This window comes from Stutzerimonas stutzeri (genome assembly GCF_019090095.1).
Lineage (GTDB): Bacteria > Pseudomonadota > Gammaproteobacteria > Pseudomonadales > Pseudomonadaceae > Stutzerimonas > Stutzerimonas stutzeri_AN.
Genome location: NZ_JAGQFP010000001.1, coordinates 1,989,221 through 2,010,086 on the forward strand (window position 1 = coordinate 1,989,221; position 20,866 = coordinate 2,010,086).

Genomic DNA, 20,866 nt, shown 5'->3' on the forward strand with positions numbered 1-20,866 from the left:
CGTTTTCATTCAGGCGATGACGTGAACATGAGTCAGAGCAATCAGCTGATCGAAACGGCCCTGCGTACGATCGCCATGGAAATTGACGCGGTCGAGCAGCTCAAGAGCCGCATCGACGCGCAATTCGTCAAGGCATGCGAACTCATTCTCCACTGCAAAGGCCGCGTCGTCGTGGTCGGCATGGGCAAATCCGGACACATCGGCAACAAGATCGCCGCCACGCTGGCCAGTACAGGCACCGCCGCCTTCTTTGTCCACCCGGCCGAAGCCAGTCACGGCGACATGGGCATGATCACCCGAGACGACGTGGTGCTGGCCTTGTCCAACTCCGGAACCACCAGCGAAATCGTCACGCTGCTGCCGTTGATCAAGCGCCTCGGGATCACTTTGATCAGCATGACCGGCAATCGCGACTCTGTGCTGGCCAAAGCCGCGGCGGTCAACCTCGACGCCAGCGTGGCCGTCGAGGCCTGCCCGTTGAACCTCGCCCCCACCTCTTCGACCACCGTCAGCCTGGTGCTAGGCGATGCGCTGGCGATCGCCCTGCTCGAAGCGCGGGGCTTTACCGCTGAAGATTTCGCCTTTTCCCATCCAGGCGGCGCGCTGGGCCGGCGCCTGCTGCTCAAGGTCGAACATGTCATGCACGCTGGCGAACGCCTGCCCCTGGTCAAGCGAGGCACGTCCCTGCGCGACGCCTTGCTGGAAATGACCCAGAAGGGTCTCGGCATGACAGCGGTGGTCGAGGCGGACGGAAGCCTGGCCGGCATCTTCACCGATGGCGATCTGCGCCGAACCCTCGACAAAGGCATCGATGTCCGCCAAGCCAGCATCGATCAGGTCATGACCGTCCACGGCAAGACCGCCAACGCCGACATGCTCGCCGCCGAGGCGTTGAAAATCATGGAAGACAACAAGATCAACGCGCTGGTGGTAGTCGATGAAAACGACCGCCCGATCGGCGCGCTGAACATGCACGATCTGCTGCGTGCGGGAGTGATGTAAATGAATGATCTATTGCGCCGCGCCCGTGACGTCCGCCTGGCCATTTTCGACGTCGACGGCGTGCTCACGGACGGCAAGCTGTATTTTCTGGTCGATGGTAGCGAATTCAAGACCTTCAACACCCTCGATGGTCACGGCATCAAGATGCTGATCAACTCGGGCGTGCGCACGGCGATCATCAGCGGACGCAAGACGCCAGTGGTGGAGCGTCGCGCGCAGAACCTGGGCATTCAGCACCTCTATCAGGGGCGCGAAGATAAACTCGTGGTACTCGATGAATTGCTCGCTGAGCTGGGCCTCGACTACGCTGAAGTCGCCTATCTGGGTGACGATCTGCCTGACCTGCCGGTGATTCGTCGTGTCGGCCTCGGCATGGCCGTGGCCAGCGCCGACGCGTTCGTCCGTCAGCATGCGCATGGCGTTACCGCTGCCCGCGGCGGCGACGGCGCGGCACGTGAATTCTGCGAACTGATCATGCGCGCCCAAGGCAACCTCGAAGCCGCTCAGGCCGCCTACCTTTAGAGGTTTCTCCATGCTGAGCCGATTCCGCCTTTCTGCCGTCCTGCTGCTGGTAGCGCTGCTGCTGGTCGCGATCGGTTACTGGAACATCCGCCCCGAGAGCTTCATGCAGGAGGCGCCCGTGACGCAGGCTGACGAGTCGCCGATCGATTTCTACGTCGTCAATTCGCGCACCGTGCAGTACCAACCGGACGGCAAGCGCAACTACGAGCTCTTCGCCGAAAAGGTCGAACACATCAAGGCCAGCGACGTCAGCCTGCTGACCCGCCCCGACCTGCATGCCTACCGAGGCACCGATCTGCCCTGGCATGTCACCAGCGAGCGCGGCAAAGTCGGCCCTCAAGGGCAAGAGGTCGAGCTGATCGACAACGTCAAGGTCGAGCGCCAGGACGCCAAGGGGCGCCCGACCGTCATCACCAGCAGCCGAATGACGGTGTTTCCCGAGAAGGATTATGCCGAAACCCGGCAACCCGTTAGAATCGTCGCCGCAAACGGCGTCACGACCGCCACGGGCATGAAAGCGTACCTAGATGAAGGCAGGATGCTCCTGCTATCCAAAGTAAGAGGCCAGCATGAGCTGCGTTAAGACAATCCCCTACCTGATCGGCCTGAGCATCGCGCTGCTCGGCTCGTACGCCCATGCGCTCCCGGAAGACCGAAATCAGCCAATTCGCGTCCAGGCCGACACCGCCGAACTGGACGACCGACAGGGCGTGGCCGTCTATCGTGGCGACGTCGTGATCACCCAGGGCACCATGAAGATCACCGGTGACACCGTCACCATTACCCAGAACAAGAACGGCGATGTCGAGGTATTCACCTCCATCGGCAAGCCGGCGTACTACGAACAGAAGCCGGCGGTGGACAAGGAAATCGTCAAGGCCTACGGCCTGACCATCCAGTACTTCGCGGCGAACGAGCGCATCGTGCTGATCGACCAGGCCAAGGTCGTTCAGGAAGGTAATACCTTCGAAGGCGAGAAGATCGTCTATGACACCCAACGACAGATCGTCAATGCCGGCCGCGCCAGCAATGCCGATATCACGACGCCGCGCCCACGCGTGGACATGGTCATCCAGCCGCGCAAGAAGGATCAGCCGGCTACCGAGCAGGAAAACTGATGGCAATCCTCAAGGCCCAGCATCTGGCGAAAAGCTACAAGACCCGCCAGGTCGTACGCGATGTCAGCCTGTCTATCGAGAGTGGACAGATCGTCGGCCTGCTCGGACCCAACGGAGCCGGTAAGACCACCTGCTTCTACATGATCGTCGGCCTGGTGAAGGCGGATCAGGGGCGCGTGCTGATCGACGAGCAGGACGTCACCCACCTGCCCATGCACGGCCGGGCCCGAGCCGGTATCGGTTACCTGCCGCAGGAAGCCTCGATCTTTCGCAAGCTGTCGGTGACCGACAACATCATGGCGATTCTGGAGACTCGCAAGGACCTGGATCGCAGCGGCCGCCAGCAGGCCCTGGAAGGTCTGTTACAGGAATTCCACATCCATCACATTCGCGACAGCCTGGGCATGAGCCTCTCGGGCGGCGAACGTCGGCGTGTCGAAATCGCGCGCGCGCTGGCCACTGCGCCCAAATTCATCTTGCTCGACGAACCCTTCGCCGGCGTCGACCCGATCTCGGTCGGCGACATCAAGCAGATCATCCATCACCTCAAGGCCAAGGGCATCGGCGTGCTGATCACCGATCACAACGTCCGCGAGACACTGGACATCTGCGAAACCGCCTACATCGTCAACGACGGCCAGTTGATCGCTGAAGGCGATGCCGAGACGGTCCTGGCCAATCAGTTGGTGAAGGATGTGTACCTCGGACACGAATTCCGGCTCTGATCCCAATCTTTTCCGCCGACAGCGTGGTTAGGGGCTAGGCAAACACTTCGTTGGCAGGCATATAATTTGCTTATGCGGGCGCCCCGGCGCCAGTGAATCGGAACAGGCGCGGTTGCGCCGGCAAACAAGGTTCGAAGTCCTCTGCCATGAAACCATCGCTAGTCCTGAAGATGGGCCAGCAGCTGACGATGACACCGCAGCTGCAACAAGCCATACGATTGCTCCAGCTATCCACGCTCGACCTCCAGCAGGAGATCCAGGAAGCGCTGGACTCCAACCCGATGCTCGAACGCGAAGAAGACGGAGATGACTTCGACAACTCCGATCCGATGGCCGAGTCGATCGAAAGGAAGGCGGAAAGCCCGCAGAGCGAGCAAAGCGAACCCGACAATCACTTCGAAGAACCGATCAACACGGTCGAGAACCTCGAAGAAGGCGAGTGGGGCGAGCGCATTCCCAACGAGCTGCCGGTGGATACCGCCTGGGAAGACATCTATCAGACCAGCGCCAGCAGCCTGCCCAGCAGCGACGACGATGAATGGGATTTCACCACCCGCACATCCTCGGGGGAAAGCCTGCAAAGTCACCTGCTCTGGCAGCTCAACCTCGCGCCGATGAGCGACACCGACCGCCTCATCGCAACCACCCTGATCGACTGCATCAATCCGCAGGGTTATCTGGACGAAACCCTCGAAGAGGTCCTCGAGTCGTTCGATCCCGAACTCGAGATCGAGCTCGACGAGATCGAAGTCGTCCTGCGCCGCATCCAGCAGTTCGAACCAGCCGGCATCGGGGCACGAGACTTGCGCGAGTGCCTGCTGCTACAGCTTCGCCAGCTCCCCGAACGGACGCCATGGCTGAACGAGGCGATGCGCCTGGTGAGCGATCACCTGGACATCCTCGGTGGCCGCGACTACAGCCTGCTGATGCGCCGCATGAAGCTCAAGGAAGATGAGCTGCGCCAGGTCATCGACCTGATTCAAACACTCAATCCAAGGCCCGGCTCGCAGATCGAAGCCGGCGAGCCGGAGTACGTCGTTCCCGATGTGATCGTGCGCAAGCACAATGGCCGCTGGCTGGTCGAACTGAACCAGGAGGCGATGCCACGTCTGCGGGTGAATCCGCAATATGCCGGCTTCGTCAAGCGCGCCGACTCCAGTGCCGACAATACTTTCATGCGCAACCAGTTGCAGGAAGCGCGCTGGTTCATCAAGAGCCTGCTCAGCCGCAACGAAACGCTGATGAAGGTCGCCACACAGATCGTCGAACACCAGCGTGGCTTCTTCGAGCATGGCGACGAAGCGATGAAACCGCTGGTGCTGCACGATATCGCCGAGGCTGTCGGCATGCACGAATCGACGATCTCACGGGTCACGACGCAGAAATACATGCACACCCCCCGCGGCATCTATGAGCTGAAATACTTCTTCTCCAGCCACGTCAGCACCGCCGAAGGAGGCGAATGCTCGTCGACCGCGATACGCGCCATCATCAAGAAGCTGGTGGCCGCGGAAAACGCCAAAAAGCCATTGAGCGACAGCAAGATCGCTGGTTTACTGGAGGCACAAGGTATTCAAGTTGCACGTCGCACCGTCGCCAAGTACCGCGAATCACTCGGTATCGCACCGTCCAGCGAACGCAAGCGGTTGATGTAGCTATCCGGCGACCTGGTTGATTTCTTCCGGTGGCGGGTGCCCTGCCCCGCCGATCCGCATGTGGCAAAAAGGAGATGCAGTATGCAAGTCAACATCACTGGCCTTCACCTGGAAATTACCGATGCCCTGCGCGACTACGTTGAGGAGAAATTTGACCGACTGGAACGTCATTTCGACCGTATCATTGCCGTCCAGGTGATCCTGCAAGTCGAAAAACTCAAGCAGAAGGCCGAAGCCGCCCTGCATGTAGCCGGGCGCGAAGTCGTCGCCAACGCCGAGCACGGCGACATGTACGCAGCCATCGACCTGCTCGTCGACAAACTCGACCGTCAGCTCATCAAGCACAAAGAAAAACAGCTCGACCATAACCAGGGCGCCCTCGCTCGCTGACCCAATCATGATCCGAATCGAAAACATCCTGACCCCCGGACGTTCCCTGGTGAACGTCCCGGGCGGCAGTAAGAAACGCGTCCTGGAACAGATCGCCAGAGTGCTGGGCCGCGATCTCCCCGACCTGGACTCGCAAACCATCTTCGAAAGCTTCATCGCCCGCGAAAAACTAGGCTCGACCGGCTTCGGTAATGGAATCGCCATCCCGCACTGCCGTATGCCGGGTTGTACCTCGCCGCTGAGTGCGGTGCTGCGGCTTGACGTCCCCGTGGATTTCGATGCGATCGACGGCGCCCCGGTCGATCTGCTGTTCGTATTGCTGGTGCCGGAAGCGGCCACCGACGAGCACCTCGAGCTGCTTCGTCAGATCGCCAGCATGTTGGACCGCGAGGACGTTCGTGAACGTCTGCGTCGGGCCAGCACGGGACAGGATCTGTATCAAACCGTCGTCGATATTCAGAGCGGCCACTAGCACAGCGGTCCGTGCCGGGCTGAGTGAGGAAAGAGACGTGGTTTCAAGCAGTCAACAATCGCCCCATCGGCGCTGCCCTCGGCAAGGACTTCGAGCCGGCGCCCCGTTCCGTAGCCTGCCTCGATGCGTCTGATCATCGTTAGCGGCCGTTCCGGGTCAGGCAAGAGCACGGCGCTCGACGTGCTCGAAGACAACGGTTTCTACTGCATCGACAACCTGCCCGCGGGCCTGCTGCCGGAGCTGGCGGAGCGCGCACTGCTCCACACCGAGCTGCTGCAGCCGCAGGTGGCCGTGTCCATCGATGCACGCAACCTGCCCAGCCAGCTCAAGCGCTTCCCTGAACTGCTCGAGGACGTTCGCGCCCGTTATATCCAGTGCGATGTCCTGTACCTCGATGCGGCGGACGAGACGCTGCTCAAGCGCTTCTCGGAAACCCGCCGTCGGCACCCGCTGACCAACCAGAACCGCTCGTTGGCCGAAGCGATCCGCGACGAAGAACTGCTGCTGGCACCGATCATCGATCACGCCGACCTGAAGATCGACACGACGCACCTGAACCTCTATCAGCTGCGTGACACCTTGAAGCTGCGCCTGCTGAACCAACCAGAGCCCGGCACCGCCTTTCTCTTCGAATCCTTTGGCTTCAAGCGCGGCATGCCGGTAGACGCCGACCTGGTGTTCGACGTGCGCTGCCTGCCCAATCCGTACTGGAAGGCCGACCTGCGAGACTTTTCCGGGCTCGACCAGCCGGTGATCGACTACCTGGCGGCGCAGGCGGATGTCGAAGAGATGTTTCAGGACATTCTCGCCTACCTGAGCAAATGGCTCCCGCGCTTCGCCGCCAGTAATCGCGCCTACGTCACCGTAGCCATCGGCTGCACCGGTGGGCATCATCGCTCGGTTTACCTGGCCGAGCGGCTGGGCCAGGCGCTGCGCGAACCCTTGAAGAACGTCCAGGTTCGCCATCGCGACCTGGCTTAGGAATGCCCATGCCTTCGTGCGAAGTTACCATCATCAACAAGCTGGGCCTGCACGCCCGTGCGGCCGCGAAATTCGTCGGGGTCGCCAACCGCTTCCCCTGTGACATTCGCGTCGGGCGTTGCCCTGCAAGCCTCATCGACGGCAAGAGCATCATGGCCGTCATGATGCTCGCCGCCAGCAAAGGAACCACCCTGCACCTGCACGCTCAGGGCGAACAGGATCACGAGGCGCTTAGCGCGCTGATCGCCCTGATCGAGGACTACTTCGAAGAGGGGGAATAAAGGACGCCAAGGCAGCGCTCCGGCGGCGAAGTAAACACCGCCGAGCCCATGCCTAACGCCCCCGCTACGCCGTTACTGCCCCGCCACCTTCATGCGCTCGATCAACACCGAGCCGGTATGGATGCTGCTGCGGGTCTCGACATCGCAGCCCACCGCCACGATCTGGCGGAACATGTCACGAAGGTTGCCAGCGATGGTGACCTCTTGTACGGGGAACTGAATCTCGCCGTTCTCCACCCAGAAGCCGCCGGCGCCACGCGAATAGTCACCGGTCACCAGGTTCAAGCCCTGCCCCATCAATTCGGTCACCAGCAGCCCGCGCCCCATGCGCCGTATCAATGCCGCCTGGTCCTCGTCGCCGTGGGTCACGAAGAGATTGTGCACACCACCGGCATTGGCGGTACTGGGCATGCCCAACTTGCGTCCAGAGTAGGTACCGAGGACATAGGAAAGCAGCTTGCCGTTCTCCACGAACGGCTTGGCGTAGGTCGCCAGCCCGTCGCCGTCATAGGCTGAACTGGCCAGCCCGCGCGCCAGGTGCGGCCGCTCGTCCAGACTCAGCCACTCGGGGAACAGCGTCTGCCCCAGCGCGCCTTCAAGGTACGACGACTTGCGATAGAGGTTGCCGCCGGAGATCGCCGCGAGGAAGTGACCGAACAAGCCGGTGGCCAACTCGGACGAGAACAGCACCGGAACATCGCAGGTCGGCACGGGCCGCGCACCCAGCCGGCGAACGGCACGTTCGGCGGCACGCCTGCCAATCGATTCCGCGGAGGCCAGGTCACCGGCTACACGGCTGACGTCATAGTGATAATCGCGCTGCATTTGACCGTCCGCCTCGGCGATCATCACGCAGCTGAGGCTGTGGCGAGTGCTGCTATAGGCGCCGATGAAGCCATGGCTGTTGCCATAGCCACGACATCCCTGGTGCGTGCTTAGGCTGGTGCCATCAGCATTGCGGATGCGAGTATCGGTGTCGAAAGCCGCTGCCTCGCAGCTCAGCGCCAGCTCCACGGCCGCATCGGGTGAAATATCCCACGGGTGGAAAAGGTCGAGATCGGGTACATCCCTGGCCATCAGCGCCGGATCGGCGAGTCCGGCGTATTCATCCTCGGAGGCATGTCGAGCGATCGCCAGCGCTGCCGCTACGGTCTCGCGAATCGCGTCCTCGCCGCTGCCGGTCGTACTGGCTGAGCCTTTGCGCTGGCCAACGTAGAGCGTGATACCGAAGCCCTGATCGCGGTTGAATTCAACCGTTTCCACTTCACGCTGGCGGACAGTGGTCGACAGGCCCTGCTCCATCGACACGGACACTTCGCAGGCGCTGGCACCCTGGCGGCTGGCCTCCTCTATGATTCTCGAGATTTTCTCGCGCAATCCGGGCAGCGCATTCGGCCCGATCCCCTCGACTTCACTCATAAACACTCCAACTGATTCGATCTTGCCGCAGCCCCTGATGCTCGACTGAGCTGCGCCGCGGGGCTGCTGTTATCATGGCGACGTTTCCAACTGGACCAGTCCCATGTCTGATATTTCCGATCTCGACGGCTTCGAGGAAAAAAGCAAAACCCAGGTCAAGCGTGAGCTGCACGCCCTTCAGGAGCTGGGTGAGCGCCTCACCACGTTCAAGCCCGACGTGCTAGACCGCCTCCCGCTCACCGACGCCCTGCGCGAGGCGCTGGCCGATGCGCCCAAGCACACCGCGCACATCGCTCGTAAACGGCACCTGCAGTACATCGGCAAACTGATGCGCGACCAGGACACCGACGCCATCCTGGCACTGGTCGACCAGCTCGATGCGTCCACCCGCCAATACAACGAGCGCTTCCACGCGTTGGAGCGCTGGCGTGACCGCCTGATTGCCGGCAACGACGAGACCCTCGAAGCATTCGTCAACGAATATCCCGAGACCGACCGCCAGCACCTGCGCGGACTGATCCGCCATGCCCAGCACGAAGCCGCGCATAACAAGCCTCCGGCCGCCAGCCGCAAGATATTCAAGTACATCCGCGGCCTGGACGAAACCCAGCGCGGGCTGCGCTAACCCAGGCACCGCTGGATACCGGGCGCGCAGGGGTTGAGGGCTGCACGACGGCAGACCTCACGCCCCTGTCCCGCCAACCGTGATGCCGTCGATCTTCAGGGTTGGCTGGCCGACACCCACCGGGACGGACTGGCCATCCTTGCCGCAGGTACCGACACCGCTGTCCAGCGCCAGGTCGGTACCAACCATCGATACCTTGTTCATCACCTCCGGTCCGTTGCCTATCAAGGTGGCCCCTTTCACCGGCGCCGTGATACGGCCGTCCTCGACCAGGTAGGCTTCGCTGGTGGAAAACACGAACTTGCCGCTGGTGATGTCCACCTGCCCGCCGCCGAGACTGGCGCAATAGATGCCCTTCTTCACCGAGCGGATGATTTCTTCCGGATCGCTCTCCCCTGCCAGCATGTAGGTGTTGGTCATCCGCGGCATCGGCAGATGCGCATAGGACTCGCGCCGACCATTGCCGGTGGGTGCAACGCCCATCAACCTGGCGTTGAGCTTGTCCTGGATGTACCCCTTCAGGATCCCGTTCTCGATCAGCGTGGTGCACTGCGTCGGTGTCCCCTCGTCATCGACGCTCAGCGAGCCACGGCGATTGACCAAGGTGCCGTCGTCGACGATGGTGCACAGCTTGGATGCCACCTGCTGGCCGATCCGGCCGCTGTAGGCCGAACTGCCCTTGCGATTGAAGTCACCCTCCAGGCCGTGGCCGACGGCCTCGTGCAACAGCACGCCGGACCAGCCAGATCCCAGTACCACCGGCAGGGTACCGGCCGGCGCCGCAACCGCCTCCAGGTTGACCAAGGCCTGACGCAGCGCCTCGCGCGCGTAGCCCATGGCGCGGTCTTCACTGAGAAAGTATTCGTAACCGGTGCGCCCACCGCCACCGTGACCGCCGCGCTCGCGACGGCCGTTCTGCTCGACGATGACACTGACGTTGAAGCGCACCAGCGGGCGGATGTCCGCGGCCATGCCGCCGTCCAGGCCGGCGACCAGCACGTGTTCCCAGACGCCGGCGAGGCTCACCGTGACCTGTTTGATGCGCGGATCGAGCGCGCGCGTGGCGACGTCGATACGCTTGAGCAGCTCGACCTTTTCCGCCCGCCCCAGCCCATCGAGCGGGTTGTCAGCGCTGTACAGCGGGCCAAACGAAGCCTTCGACAACACTTGGACGCGTCCTTGCTGGCCGCTGCGAGCAATCGAGCGGGCGGCTTCGGCGGCTTGGCGCAGGGCATCGGCAGTGATTGCGTTGCTATAGGCGAATCCGGTTTTCTCACCGGACAAGGCGCGGACGCCCACGCCTTGCTCGAGATGGAAGCTGCCTTCCTTGACGATGCCATCTTCCAACACCCAGGACTCGGTGACCTGGTCCTGAAAATACAGGTCAGCCGCATCGATGCCGGGCCCGGCCAACTCGCCGAGCAATCCCGGCAGATCATCGAGGCCAAGCCCACCGGGTGACAGCAGGCGCTCGGTGACAGGTAACAGCAATTGACTCATATCTACTCCAAAGTGCCCGATACAATACGCGGGGCGGTGAACCGACGGTGCATCAGAACCGGCATGCGTTGGCGCGCCGCCGCCTGTGCGGCCGAGTCCCGGTCGACCACCAGCGCTGCTTCGCCGGTTGGCTGAGCGGTCAACACCTGCCCCCAGAAATCAACGATAGACGAATGACCATGGGTCATCCGTCCGTTCGGGTGTTCGCCACCCTGCGCAGCGGCCAGCATATAGCATTGCGTCTCAAGGGCCCGCGCACGGATCAGTGTCTCCCAATGCGCCCGACCGGTGACCGCCGTAAAGGCCGAAGGGGCGCTGATCAACTCGGCACCGGCCAGACGCAACGCCGTGTAGAGTTCGGCGAAACGCAGGTCGTAGCAGACGGTCATGCCCAACCGTCCCACTGGCGTGTCGACCACCACCAGTTGTTCACCCGCCGCGTAGTCATCCGACTCCCGATAGCGTCCTCGCGCATCGCTGACGTCGGCGTCGAACAGATGCAGCTTGTCGTAACGGGCGACACGCTGCCCCTGATCGTCCACCAGCAGTGAGCAGGCCCGGACTTTAGCCCGTGGCTGGTCATCGGGCGGCAACGGAATGGTGCCGGCCACTATCCATAACCTGAGGTCGTTGGCGACCTGTTTCAACCAGGGCAGGATCGGACCGGCGCCCTCCGCCTCCGCCCGACCGAGAGCAGCCACATCGGACCGCCCCATGGCGGCGAAATTCTCGGGTAACACAGCGAGCCGGGCGCCCGCCTCGGCCGCTTGTTCGAGCAGTCGCCGGGCGGCGGCGAGGTTCGCCTGGATGTCGGTCTGGCTGACCATCTGAATGACGGCTAAGGTCATGCTTGGCTACCTCTGGGGCACGCTGGCCACCGGCAGATTGATGCTCAGTTGGGCTTCTCGAAGGGTTTGTCGAAGGTGATTTTTGGCGACTGCCAAGGTCCCTGGACCTTGTACTGCACGGTTGCGAAGCGAGCCACCTTGTCGCCCAGCAGCTTATCGACGACGAACAATGCGCCACCGATGGCCGGTGCGCCCACGATCAGCGCGGCCAACGGCAAGTTGTTGCTGACGGGCAGTGTCACCAGCAGCTTGGCATCGATCTGGTCGTTTACCAGGTCCAGGCGGCCATTGAGTTCAAGATTGCTGGAAGGCCCCGCCACCGTCAGCGGTTGCGACGTCACGTACACGCCATCGGTTGCCTGCAGTTCGGCCTTGATCCGATCGTAGCTCAGCCCCTTGCTGAACAGATCGGAGAAATCCAGGCGCAAGCGTCGGCCGATGGAGTCGAAATTGAGCAGGCCGAAGACCCGCAGCGCCTGCGCCCCGCCATCCACTTCACGTAACTGACCCTTGCGCAGTCGGGCATCGAGCGTGCCGGACAGTCGGTTCAGGGCGAAGAACGCTGGCGAACCGGGCCAGCTGCCGTCGACGTCCAGGCGGAAATCCTGGCTGGAGGTCGAGGGCGCGAATCCCCAGGCCAGCAACACGTCAGCGACATTCGCGCCCTCCAGTCGGCCCTTGTACCAGCTGCGCGAAGCGCTCCAACCGCCATCGCCCCTAATCTTCAAGCCTTTGAGGTTCAGGTCGACATCGGAGAAGCCCACACCCTCGGCATTCGGCCGCATGGTGAACGACCCTGCGCCCAGCAGCTCGTCACCGCGCAGGACTTCAGCCACGGCGATATTCATCGCCGGAAGCTCCTTCGGATCGACAGCAGCCAGGGCGTCGCGAGGCGGAGCTTGCGTTTCGTCGGTGTTTGCGGCGGGCAAGCGCACGCGCGACAGGTTCAGCACGATGGCTTCGCCGCTGGCATCCGGGAGCTCGACGGAGCCGGCCACTGTCGCGCTGTCCAGGCCGAGCGACCAACCGGCTGGAAGACGTCGCAGGTCGACACCCAGGTTGTCGATGCGAGTGCCGAAGCCTTCGAAGGTACCGATGTCCAGCTTGACCTGACGCACAAGCGAAGCGCCCGCCTCGTTCGCCGAGCGCTCGCCGTAGGTTTGCAGCAGCGCTTGCCATTCGCCCAGATCGAAGCGCGACACCCGGCCGCGCACGCTGAGGCCCGGCGCGCTGCGCAGGTTCGCCGCCGCGCCGCCCAGTACCAGCTCACCACTGCCCTCGGACCAACTGCCACTGGGCGCGACGAAGCTCAGCGCCGCCAATGCGCTATGCCTGACAGTCAATTGCTGGCGCTCGCCGCCCAGGGTCATGCGCAGTGTCGTGTCGCGCCGCTCGTCAGCGGTTTTGCCAAACGGCGCCGGAAGGGCCAGTTCGGTCCCCAGCAAGGAGGAATCCACCTGCAAGTTGTTTTCGGCACGGCTGAGAAACAGCTTCATCCGCAGCGGCAGCGTTCCGGACGCCGGCAGCGGCTGTTCGATTTTTCGCCAGCTCAACAGCTGTTTCAGCGGCACGACCGCAGACGCCTCGATTCGCGAGGATGGCTCTCCCGCTGCCCCCAGCGCGACGGCGCTGCCCTGCACCGAACTGCCCAGGGCGCGCGCGTTGAATGCCTTGCTGCTAAATCCCCGTTCGCTGTCATAGCGGAACTCGCCGCCCAGCGCCTCGAGCTGCAGCTCTGCCTGCGGGATGAACAATGAGGCCTCGCGACTGGCAAAATCGGCGACCACCACGGGCCGCTCACCCTTGGCCAGCGGAATGTCCAGATGGAGGGTCCCGTTTAACGGACCGTCGCCGCGCCAACCGGCGAACAGTTCGCCCGTACCGATCGGCGCCACCTGCATCAGGCTCAAGGCATCGCGCAGATGACCGTCTACCTGTCCTTCGATAGCCAGCCGCGGTGGCTGCCCGCCATGCCCGTGAGGGATCTCGGCAAGGACGTCATGCACCTGACTGTCGAGCATACGGGCCTCGGCCAGGCGCACTCGCACGCCCGTGTGTTCGATCAGCACCTCGCCGCGCCCTTCGCGCAGTACCGGCCATCCGGGCTGAAAGGCAAGCTCGGCGTCCTTCACTTTGAAGTAAAGGCTCAAGCTGCGAGCGGCCGCCTCGGCATCTTTGCTCAGGGCACCCTGATATTCGAAATAGCCCTGCTCGACGCTACCGCCACGAATCGCCGCCAGCAGCCATTCGCTCAACGCCGGACTCAATGCAGGCGAGCGCGTCGGCAGATACTTCTCGGTAAAGCGCGCATCGCCATTGCTGAGCCCGACGCGCAGATCCATGTAGTCCTCGGCAGCCGGATCGCGCATCAGGCGGATCAGGAAATCCCCTGCGATCTGCCCCTCCTCGCCCTCGACCTGCAGATAAGGCGCCGCGAGCGTGACCGCCTGCTCATCCAGCGTCCAGCGCAGGCGGCCGCGGGCTCGATGGTACTCCCAGGGTTTGGGGAACAGCTCGGCCAGGTGAAGGGCGAAATCGCGGTTATCGAAACGCAGCTCCCCGCCGCCGAGGTTGCCCCGTACCGCACCGCTGACGTTGCGCACGGCGGGTATCCAGTGGTGTGCGGCGATGCCAACCGCATCGAGATTGGCGGCGAAGGTCAGCCGCTCCTCGGCGGGCAGGGACGGTTGGTAATCGACCTGCAGGTTGCGCAAGGTTCCGCTCGGCGCCAACCCCAGCAGGTAGTCGTCCGCCTGCTCCGGCAGCGGCAACATCGCATGAGCCAGCGCGGCGATGGGCGCTACGGCCAGACGATCGGCCTGCACACGCCAGCGGTCCTCGGCAATGTTCCGCTGAAGCAGCAGCCGGGTGTCCTGCCAGCGGGTTCCTTCGTAGGTGAAGGCCACGCCGTCGAGCTGCACCCGATAGCCATCGTCCGTACGATCGAGGTAGGCGTTGACCGCCAGGTCTTCGATCGACACGAGGGCCTGCTGCTGGCGCCCCACCTGCAAAGATGGCGCATTCAGCCGAGCCACCGCACGCGCCAGGCCGCGCTCACGCCACTGGAGCCAGACCTCGCCCCCGGCGCGTAGCTGCGCGAGCGTCCAGTCACCAAGCAGACTCGTCGGCAGCCAGCTGGCCCAGTCGCTCTGCGGCAAGCTCAGATACAGCTCGGCCTCGCTGTTCTGCCAATCCGAGACCTGCAGCTTCGCCTGGGCACGCATGCTCAGCGGTTGGCCGTCGGGCAGCAGCACGCGCCCATCCAGGCGCAGACGCTCACCGGCAATACCGAGTGCCAGGTTGGCATAGGTCAGGGTCAATGGCGTTGAGGCCTGGGCCTGGAGCGTAATCTGGCTATCGCGCAGTTGCACCTGTTGGACCCGGCGCAGTTGCTCGAAGAGCTTCGCCAGATCGGGGGGAGGCTGATCGCTGCGCTCAGGTAGCCCTTCGACCTGCCACTTGCCATCAGCACTCTGCACGAGGCTCAGCTGCAGGCCGGAAAACGTCAGTGTCTTGAGCTGCAGCTGGCGGGACAGCACGCTGCCGAGGACTTCCGGCACCAGTGCCAGACGGTCCAGGCGTATCGCCGCATCGCCACTGCCGAGGATCACGTCGTGCGCCACTAGCCGGGGCGCAAATCCTTCCCAGTGGCCCTCCAGGCTACCGAGCTCGACCGGCATCTTCAGCAACGTGCGCGCCTGATCCTGGACCTCGACACGGTACTCGGCAACCAACGGCACCAACTGCCGGCCGAGACTCACGTACAGCGCAAGCAGCATCAAGCCGATCGCGCCCAGCCAGAGACAGCGGCGCAAAAACACGAGCACCAGGGCCAGGAGCCGAGTCATAGCGGTGCGCTCCGCTCATCCGGGCCCGGATGGTCAGGTATGCGTCCAGGATTCGTTCCTGTCTCGCCGCGACCGCGACGGAGCCGGTTCTTGCGCGCGGACAGGCCGCGTCCGGCGGACTGGCGGCATTCACTCCATCCATGGAGATCGCACGAGTCGCGCCGCTCGGTCGTTTTCGAGCGGCAAGCACCACCGTATCGCAGGAAAACCGGCACGCTCCTACCGACTGCACGGCAGCGCTCGCCAAGCGGCGTTGCGGGACTCGGCGCGAAAACGACCATCACCTGCGTCCCGTGCCGTGTCTGGAGAGACTTGGCGCAGCACTGCGGCTCGCAGCGAAACGGCGGGAGACCTTATTCAGAGCAGCACCACGTCATACTGTTCCTGGGAATACATGGTCTCGACCTGGAATTTGATCGAGCGGCCGATGAAGCTTTCCAGGTCGGCGACATTGCCGGACTCCTCGTCCAGCAAGCGGTCGATGACCTTCTGATTCGCCAGCACCCGATATCCTTCCGGCTGGTAGGCGCGAGCCTCGCGCAGGATCTCGCGGAAAATTTCGTAGCAGACCGTCTCCGGGGTCTTCAGCTTGCCGCGCCCCTGGCAACAAAGGCAGGGCTCGCACAACACCTGCTCGAGACTTTCACGCGTGCGCTTGCGTGTCATCTGCACCAGCCCCAACTCGGTGATGCCGATGATGTTGGTCTTGGCGTGATCACGCTCGAGCTGCTTTTCCAAGGTGCGCAAGACCTGCCGCCGATGCTCCTCGTCCTCCATATCGATGAAGTCGATGATGATGATCCCGCCGATATTGCGCAGCCGCAGCTGGCGCGCGATGGCGGTCGCCGATTCGAGGTTGGTCTTGAAGATGGTTTCTTCGAGGGTGCGGTGCCCGACGAAAGCGCCGGTGTTAACGTCGATGGTGGTCATCGCCTCGGCCGGATCGATGATCAGATAGCCACCGGACTTGAGCATGACCTTGCGCTCGAGCGCCTTCTGGATCTCGTCCTCGACGCTATACAGATCGAAGATCGGCCGCTCACCCGGGTAGTGCTCCAGGTGCTCGCTCAGCTCCGGCATCAGTTCACCGACAAACTGGCTGACCTTCTGATAATTCTCCCGCGAGTCGATGCGGATCTTTTCGATACGTGGATTGACCAGGTCGCGCAAGGTGCGCATGGCCAGCGACAGGTCTTCATAGATGATCGAGGGCGCACCTGCGGTCTTCATCTGCCCATCGATCTGCTCCCACAGGCGGCGCAGGTAGCGGATGTCCATGAGAATCTCGTCGCTACCAGCCCCCTCGGCCGCGGTGCGCAGAATGAAGCCGCCGGCCTCCTTGATGCCTTCTGCAGCAATGCACTCGGCCACCACCTGCTTGAGCCTGTCGCGCTCGGCTTCGTCCTCGATTCGCAGCGATATGCCGACGTGGCTGGTCTTGGGCATGTACACCAGATAGCGCGACGGTATCGACAGCTGCGTGGTCAGCCGGGCGCCCTTGGTGCCGATCGGGTCCTTGGTGACCTGGACCACCAGCGCTTGACCTTCATGTACCAGCGCACTGATGGGTTCAACGGCGTTCCCTTCACGACTGGATATTTCCGAAGCGTGGATGAAGGCCGCACGCTCCAGGCCGATGTCGACGAAGGCCGCCTGCATGCCCGGCAGCACCCGCACCACCTTGCCCTTGTAGATATTGCCAACGATGCCGCGGCGCTGGGTGCGCTCGACATGCACCTCCTGCAGGACACCGTTCTCCACCACCGCCACCCGCGACTCCATGGGGGTGATGTTCATCAGAATTTCTTCGCTCATTGTTGTTCTCGGCTGATGGCGGAGGGGTTATGCCAGGCGGTGGAAAACTGCTTGCTTCGGCAATACGCCGCATAAACAGCCTGCATTGCCAGCCCGGTGGAAGGTTCATCCATGGCGTCCAAACTGCACCTCTCGACTGCTTTTGCCTCGTCCCGCCTGCCGCGCCTGTTCTCTACTGGCCTGACGGCAGCCAAACTGACTCGCTGTCTCGATTCTAACGGCATACGCCGCCAAGCCACAGGCTCTATACCGAGCTTTTACACCAGTAACGCAGCCCGTATGTGTCGAGCAACTGGGCCGTTTCGCACAGCGGCAGCCCGACCACCGCGGAATAACTGCCTTCGAGCGAGCTGACGAAGACCGCTCCCCAACCCTGAATCGCGTAGCCGCCCGCCTTGTCCTGCGGCTCACCGCTTGCCCAGTAACGCTCGGCCTCGTCCGCGCTGATCGAGCGAAAGCGCACCCGGCTGGAGACCAGACGCACCTCGCAGCCCGAGTTGTGGGCCAGTGCGATGGCCGTCATCACCTGATGCTCGCGCCCGGACAGCGACTGCAGCATCGCCAGAGCGTCGGCCTTGTTGACTGGTTTGCCGAGGATTCGTTGATCCAGCACCACCGTGGTATCCGCCCCCAGCACACACGCCGAAGCCTGATCGGTCTGCGCCAAGCCCGCCAAGGCCTTCTCCCGGGCCACGCGCTGGACATAGGCGTCAGGTGCTTCCGCGACCCCAGGGGTTTCATCGATGGACACGGCAAGAAGGGAGAACGGAACGCCGATCTGGGTCAGCAGTTCACGGCGTCGCGGGGAGGCTGAAGCGAGAAACAACGCGGGCATGCCGGCTCCTTGGAACGAATGTGCGGAGCAGGTTCGCATATCCAGGCGGGGCTCGGAAGCAGCCCGGCGCCTGGCTTGGCCACGTCAGTAGACGTTGAAGCGCCGACGCGCCCACTGCAAGGCGATGAAGACCCACGGCCAGAGCAGTGCACTGACCGGGACAGGGACGAGGAACAACAAGGTTGGTGGCCGATTGCCGGTCAGCGTATTCAGCCAAAGCTGCACCAGCTGGCCGAGCCCCAGAATCACCATGAGCACCAGGCTCTGCTGCAGCAAGGGAAACATACGCAGGCGCTGTTGCAGGCTGAGCACGAGGAAGATGCTCAGAATCAGCGGCAGTCCGTTCTGCCCCAGCAAGGTGCCGGAAAGTACGTCGAGCATCAGCCCGAAGAAAAACGCCGCGCCCATACCCCCGCGGTGTGGCAGAGCGATTGCCCAATAGGCGATGAACATGCCGAGCCAGAGCGGGCGTGCCAACCCGAAGCTTTCGGGCATGGGCGCCACGCTGAGCAGCAATGCCAGCAGCAGCGACAGCCAGATGACCCAGCCATTGTTCAGCCGTCCGCTGATCATCGCTGCTCCTCGCTCGTCGGCGCCGTCACAGCCGGCGCAGGTGCCGCGGCTGGCGATTGCGTTTCGCCTGTCGGCGCGGCCGGCTCCCCCGTCGCCTCGGCAGCCTCGCGATCGGCCGACTCCTGCGCCTGCGCCGCAGCAGCGGCACGCTCTTCAGGCGTCCGCGAATCGCTGAATACCAGCAGCAGGTAGCGGCTGCGATTGAGCATGGCGGTCGGAATGGCGCGCACGACCAGAAACGGTTGCCCCGAGCCGCGCACCACCTCGGTCACCTGCGCCACCGGATAACCGCTGGGAAAGCGCTGCCCGAGTCCGGAGCTGACCAGCAGATCACCTTCCTTGATGTCCGCCGTCTCGGCGACATGACGCAATTCGAGGTAATCGGGGCTGCCGGTGCCGACCGCAATGGCGCGCAGGCCGTTGCGGTTGACCTGTACCGGAATGCTGTGGGTCACGTCGGTCAGCAGCAACACCCGCGCGGCGTAAGGCATGACCTCGACGACCTGCCCCATCAGTCCACTGGCATCGAGTACCGGTTGCCCAAGAAAGACGCCATCGCGCTCACCCTTGTCGATCAGGATGCGATGGGTAAAGGGATTCGGATCCAGGCCGATCAGCTCGCTGACGATTACCTTGTCGTCGACCAGCGCGGCCGAGTTGAGCAGTTCGCGCAGTCGCACGTTTTGCTCGGTCAACATCGCCAGTTTCTGCAGCCGCCGCTGCATCAGTAGCGCTTCGGCCTTGAGCTTTTCGTTCTCGGCGACCAGGCTGGTACTGCTGCTGAGCTGCTCGGTTGCGCGCTGCCAGGTGCGTACTGGCAGGTCGGCCAGCCAGTAGAGCGGCGTCAGCACCAGGCCCATCTGACTGCGCAGGGGCTTGAGCGTCTCGAAGCGTGCATCCACCACCATCAGCGCGACACAAAGCACGGACAGCACCAGCAGGCGCACACCGAGCAAGGGTCCTTTGGTGAATAGAGGCTTGATGGGCGGGTCCTCGCAGCTACCGGCTACAAACTAACGCGACAAGCCGAGAGCAGGCCTGCGGCTTGCTGTCGGCTTGTGCTTGGAGCTTATCGCTTGGAGATCACTCCGTGGACAGCAGGTCCATGGCGTGACGATCCATCATCTCCAGCGCGCGACCACCACCACGAGCAACACAGGTCAGCGGCTCTTCGGCGACGATGACCGGCAGACCGGTTTCCTGCGCCAGCAGCTTGTCGAGGTCACGCAGCAGCGCGCCACCGCCGGTCAGTACCAGGCCACGCTCGGCGATATCGGACGCCAGCTCCGGAGGCGACTGTTCGAGCGCGCTCTTGACCGCCTGGACGATGGTTGCCAAGGACTCCTGCAGCGCTTCGAGCACTTCGTTGGAGTTGAGGGTAAAGCTGCGCGGCACCCCTTCGGCCAGGTTACGGCCGCGCACGTCGACTTCACGCACATCGCTGCTGGGAAACGCGGTACCGATTTCCTGCTTGATGCGCTCGGCGGTGGATTCGCCGATCAGGCTGCCGTAGTTGCGGCGCACGTAGGTCACGATGGACTCGTCGAAACGGTCACCGCCTACGCGTACCGACTCGGCGTACACCACGCCGTTGAGGGAGATCAGCGCGATCTCGGTGGTGCCGCCACCGATATCGACCACCATGGAACCGCGGGCTTCGTCGACCGGCAGACCGGCACCGATGGCCGCCGCCATCGGCTCTTCGATCAGGAAGACTTCGCGTGCGCCGGCACCCAGCGCCGACTCACGAATCGCCCGACGCTCGACCTGCGTGGACTTGCAAGGAACGCAGATCAGCACACGGGGACTGGGCTGAAGAAAGCTGTTCTCGTGAACCTTGTTGATGAAGTACTGCAGCATCTTTTCGCAGACGCTGAAATCGGCGATCACACCGTCCTTCATCGGGCGGATGGCGTTGATATTGCCAGGGGTCCGACCGAGCATGCGTTTGGCGTCGGTGCCCACCGCGACGACGCTTTTCTGGTTGCCGTGAGAACGAATGGCAACTACGGACGGCTCGTTCAGGACGATGCCGCGATCGCGCACATAAATGAGGGTATTGGCAGTGCCCAGGTCGATCGACAAATCGCTGGAAAACATGCCACGCAGTTTCTTGAACATGGAGAAAGGGCCCTGAGGCAAACGCGTGGGGAAAAAAGTGCCGCAAACTCTAACAATGGTGCGAACTTAGGGCAAGGCGCGCGTCGGCGCGCATACGGACAGACGTGAGCCACTGCGCGAAAAACGAACAGTGACA

Annotated in this window: 20 protein-coding genes; 11 read left to right on the forward strand and 9 right to left on the reverse strand. The window is 63.0% G+C overall.

The genetic code is table 11. From position 1 onward, the window contains the following. Positions 1-27 precede the first annotated feature (27 nt). From KVO92_RS08705 to KVO92_RS08750, 10 genes are all read left to right on the forward strand, one after another. Complete coding sequence (locus tag KVO92_RS08705; RefSeq protein WP_254621314.1) at positions 28-1,002, forward strand: KpsF/GutQ family sugar-phosphate isomerase; 975 nt, start codon at positions 28-30, stop codon at positions 1,000-1,002. Further along, positions 1,003-1,524 carry a KdsC family phosphatase gene (locus KVO92_RS08710; protein ID WP_217475186.1) on the forward strand — a complete coding sequence of 174 codons (522 nt, stop codon included), beginning with the start codon at positions 1,003-1,005 and terminating at the stop codon, positions 1,522-1,524. A gap of 10 nt (positions 1,525-1,534) precedes the next feature. Continuing rightward, positions 1,535-2,107, forward strand: coding sequence for an LPS export ABC transporter periplasmic protein LptC (gene lptC / locus KVO92_RS08715; protein ID WP_217475187.1), 573 nt, complete (start codon positions 1,535-1,537; stop codon positions 2,105-2,107). Next, positions 2,094-2,642, forward strand: coding sequence for a lipopolysaccharide transport periplasmic protein LptA (gene lptA, locus KVO92_RS08720; protein ID WP_217475188.1), 549 nt, complete (start codon positions 2,094-2,096; stop codon positions 2,640-2,642). The genes lptC and lptA overlap by 14 nt, the downstream gene beginning before the upstream one ends. Further along, positions 2,642-3,367, forward strand: coding sequence for an LPS export ABC transporter ATP-binding protein (gene lptB, locus KVO92_RS08725; protein WP_217475189.1), 726 nt, complete (start codon positions 2,642-2,644; stop codon positions 3,365-3,367). Before lptA ends, lptB begins: the two co-directional genes overlap by 1 nt. A 146-nt stretch (positions 3,368-3,513) precedes the next feature. Next, positions 3,514-5,022 (forward strand): RNA polymerase factor sigma-54, encoded by a 1,509-nt coding sequence (locus KVO92_RS08730; protein WP_217475190.1) that lies wholly within the window; start codon positions 3,514-3,516, stop codon positions 5,020-5,022. 81 nt (positions 5,023-5,103) lie between these two features. Next, entirely contained in the window at positions 5,104-5,412 is a 309-nt protein-coding gene (gene hpf, locus KVO92_RS08735; RefSeq protein WP_021209350.1) for a ribosome hibernation-promoting factor, HPF/YfiA family, read from the forward strand. A gap of 7 nt (positions 5,413-5,419) precedes the next feature. After that, entirely contained in the window at positions 5,420-5,884 is a 465-nt protein-coding gene (ptsN, locus tag KVO92_RS08740; RefSeq protein WP_217475191.1) for a PTS IIA-like nitrogen regulatory protein PtsN, read from the forward strand. A 123-nt stretch (positions 5,885-6,007) separates the two neighbouring features. After that, the gene (gene rapZ / locus KVO92_RS08745) at positions 6,008-6,865 is read left to right on the forward strand and encodes an RNase adapter RapZ (RefSeq protein WP_217475192.1); all 858 of its coding nucleotides are present in this window, start codon (positions 6,008-6,010) and stop codon (positions 6,863-6,865) included. A gap of 8 nt (positions 6,866-6,873) precedes the next feature. Then, positions 6,874-7,146 (forward strand): HPr family phosphocarrier protein, encoded by a 273-nt coding sequence (locus KVO92_RS08750; protein WP_217475193.1) that lies wholly within the window; start codon positions 6,874-6,876, stop codon positions 7,144-7,146. Positions 7,147-7,218: 72 nt separating this feature from the next. Here the strand turns inward: KVO92_RS08750 and pmbA are convergent, their stop codons facing one another. Next, on the reverse strand, positions 7,219-8,565 hold the full coding sequence (gene pmbA / locus KVO92_RS08755) for a metalloprotease PmbA (protein WP_217475194.1): 1,347 nt from the start codon (positions 8,563-8,565) through the stop codon (positions 7,219-7,221). Between the two features lie 103 nt (positions 8,566-8,668). On the opposite strand from pmbA, the gene yjgA reads away from it, so the two are divergent. Further along, the gene (gene yjgA, locus KVO92_RS08760; protein WP_217475195.1) at positions 8,669-9,190 is read left to right on the forward strand and encodes a ribosome biogenesis factor YjgA; all 522 of its coding nucleotides are present in this window, start codon (positions 8,669-8,671) and stop codon (positions 9,188-9,190) included. A 57-nt stretch (positions 9,191-9,247) separates the two neighbouring features. Here the strand turns inward: yjgA and tldD are convergent, their stop codons facing one another. The 8 genes from tldD to mreB all read right to left on the reverse strand — a co-directional run bounded on the left by tldD (position 9,248) and on the right by mreB (position 20,730). Continuing rightward, positions 9,248-10,690 carry a metalloprotease TldD gene (gene tldD / locus KVO92_RS08765; RefSeq protein ID WP_217475196.1) on the reverse strand — a complete coding sequence of 481 codons (1,443 nt, stop codon included), beginning with the start codon at positions 10,688-10,690 and terminating at the stop codon, positions 9,248-9,250. Between the two features lie 2 nt (positions 10,691-10,692). Next, positions 10,693-11,538 carry a carbon-nitrogen hydrolase family protein gene (locus KVO92_RS08770; RefSeq protein WP_217475197.1) on the reverse strand — a complete coding sequence of 282 codons (846 nt, stop codon included), beginning with the start codon at positions 11,536-11,538 and terminating at the stop codon, positions 10,693-10,695. A gap of 44 nt (positions 11,539-11,582) precedes the next feature. Next, the gene (locus KVO92_RS08775; protein WP_217475198.1) at positions 11,583-15,386 is read right to left on the reverse strand and encodes a YhdP family protein; all 3,804 of its coding nucleotides are present in this window, start codon (positions 15,384-15,386) and stop codon (positions 11,583-11,585) included. 357 nt (positions 15,387-15,743) lie between these two features. Beyond that, positions 15,744-17,201: a ribonuclease G gene (rng, locus tag KVO92_RS08780; RefSeq protein ID WP_102852997.1), complete on the reverse strand. Its 1,458-nt coding sequence runs from the start codon at positions 17,199-17,201 to the stop codon at positions 15,744-15,746. Positions 17,202-17,445: 244 nt separating this feature from the next. Further along, entirely contained in the window at positions 17,446-18,036 is a 591-nt protein-coding gene (locus KVO92_RS08785) for a Maf family protein (RefSeq protein WP_217475199.1), read from the reverse strand. 84 nt (positions 18,037-18,120) lie between these two features. Next, a complete protein-coding gene (gene mreD / locus KVO92_RS08790) occupies positions 18,121-18,609 on the reverse strand; it encodes a rod shape-determining protein MreD (RefSeq protein ID WP_217475200.1) in 489 nt (162 codons plus the stop codon). Beyond that, positions 18,606-19,592, reverse strand: coding sequence for a rod shape-determining protein MreC (gene mreC, locus KVO92_RS08795; RefSeq protein ID WP_336512622.1), 987 nt, complete (start codon positions 19,590-19,592; stop codon positions 18,606-18,608). Before mreC ends, mreD begins: the two co-directional genes overlap by 4 nt. A gap of 100 nt (positions 19,593-19,692) precedes the next feature. Then, on the reverse strand, positions 19,693-20,730 hold the full coding sequence (gene mreB / locus KVO92_RS08800) for a rod shape-determining protein MreB (protein ID WP_025242938.1): 1,038 nt from the start codon (positions 20,728-20,730) through the stop codon (positions 19,693-19,695). Positions 20,731-20,866 lie beyond the last annotated feature (136 nt).

Coding starts and splice junctions, on each gene's coding strand:
- KVO92_RS08705 (WP_254621314.1), top strand. CDS start 28: ATGAGTCAGAGCAATCAGCTGATCGAAACGGCCCTGCGTACGATCGCC.
- KVO92_RS08710 (WP_217475186.1), top strand. CDS start 1,003: ATGAATGATCTATTGCGCCGCGCCCGTGACGTCCGCCTGGCCATTTTC.
- lptC (WP_217475187.1), top strand. CDS start 1,535: ATGCTGAGCCGATTCCGCCTTTCTGCCGTCCTGCTGCTGGTAGCGCTG.
- lptA (WP_217475188.1), top strand. CDS start 2,094: ATGAGCTGCGTTAAGACAATCCCCTACCTGATCGGCCTGAGCATCGCG.
- lptB (WP_217475189.1), top strand. CDS start 2,642: ATGGCAATCCTCAAGGCCCAGCATCTGGCGAAAAGCTACAAGACCCGC.
- KVO92_RS08730 (WP_217475190.1), top strand. CDS start 3,514: ATGAAACCATCGCTAGTCCTGAAGATGGGCCAGCAGCTGACGATGACA.
- hpf (WP_021209350.1), top strand. CDS start 5,104: ATGCAAGTCAACATCACTGGCCTTCACCTGGAAATTACCGATGCCCTG.
- ptsN (WP_217475191.1), top strand. CDS start 5,420: ATGATCCGAATCGAAAACATCCTGACCCCCGGACGTTCCCTGGTGAAC.
- rapZ (WP_217475192.1), top strand. CDS start 6,008: ATGCGTCTGATCATCGTTAGCGGCCGTTCCGGGTCAGGCAAGAGCACG.
- KVO92_RS08750 (WP_217475193.1), top strand. CDS start 6,874: ATGCCTTCGTGCGAAGTTACCATCATCAACAAGCTGGGCCTGCACGCC.
- pmbA (WP_217475194.1), bottom strand. CDS start 8,565: ATGAGTGAAGTCGAGGGGATCGGGCCGAATGCGCTGCCCGGATTGCGC.
- yjgA (WP_217475195.1), top strand. CDS start 8,669: ATGTCTGATATTTCCGATCTCGACGGCTTCGAGGAAAAAAGCAAAACC.
- tldD (WP_217475196.1), bottom strand. CDS start 10,690: ATGAGTCAATTGCTGTTACCTGTCACCGAGCGCCTGCTGTCACCCGGT.
- KVO92_RS08770 (WP_217475197.1), bottom strand. CDS start 11,538: ATGACCTTAGCCGTCATTCAGATGGTCAGCCAGACCGACATCCAGGCG.
- KVO92_RS08775 (WP_217475198.1), bottom strand. CDS start 15,386: ATGACTCGGCTCCTGGCCCTGGTGCTCGTGTTTTTGCGCCGCTGTCTC.
- rng (WP_102852997.1), bottom strand. CDS start 17,201: ATGAGCGAAGAAATTCTGATGAACATCACCCCCATGGAGTCGCGGGTG.
- KVO92_RS08785 (WP_217475199.1), bottom strand. CDS start 18,036: ATGCCCGCGTTGTTTCTCGCTTCAGCCTCCCCGCGACGCCGTGAACTG.
- mreD (WP_217475200.1), bottom strand. CDS start 18,609: ATGATCAGCGGACGGCTGAACAATGGCTGGGTCATCTGGCTGTCGCTG.
- mreB (WP_025242938.1), bottom strand. CDS start 20,730: ATGTTCAAGAAACTGCGTGGCATGTTTTCCAGCGATTTGTCGATCGAC.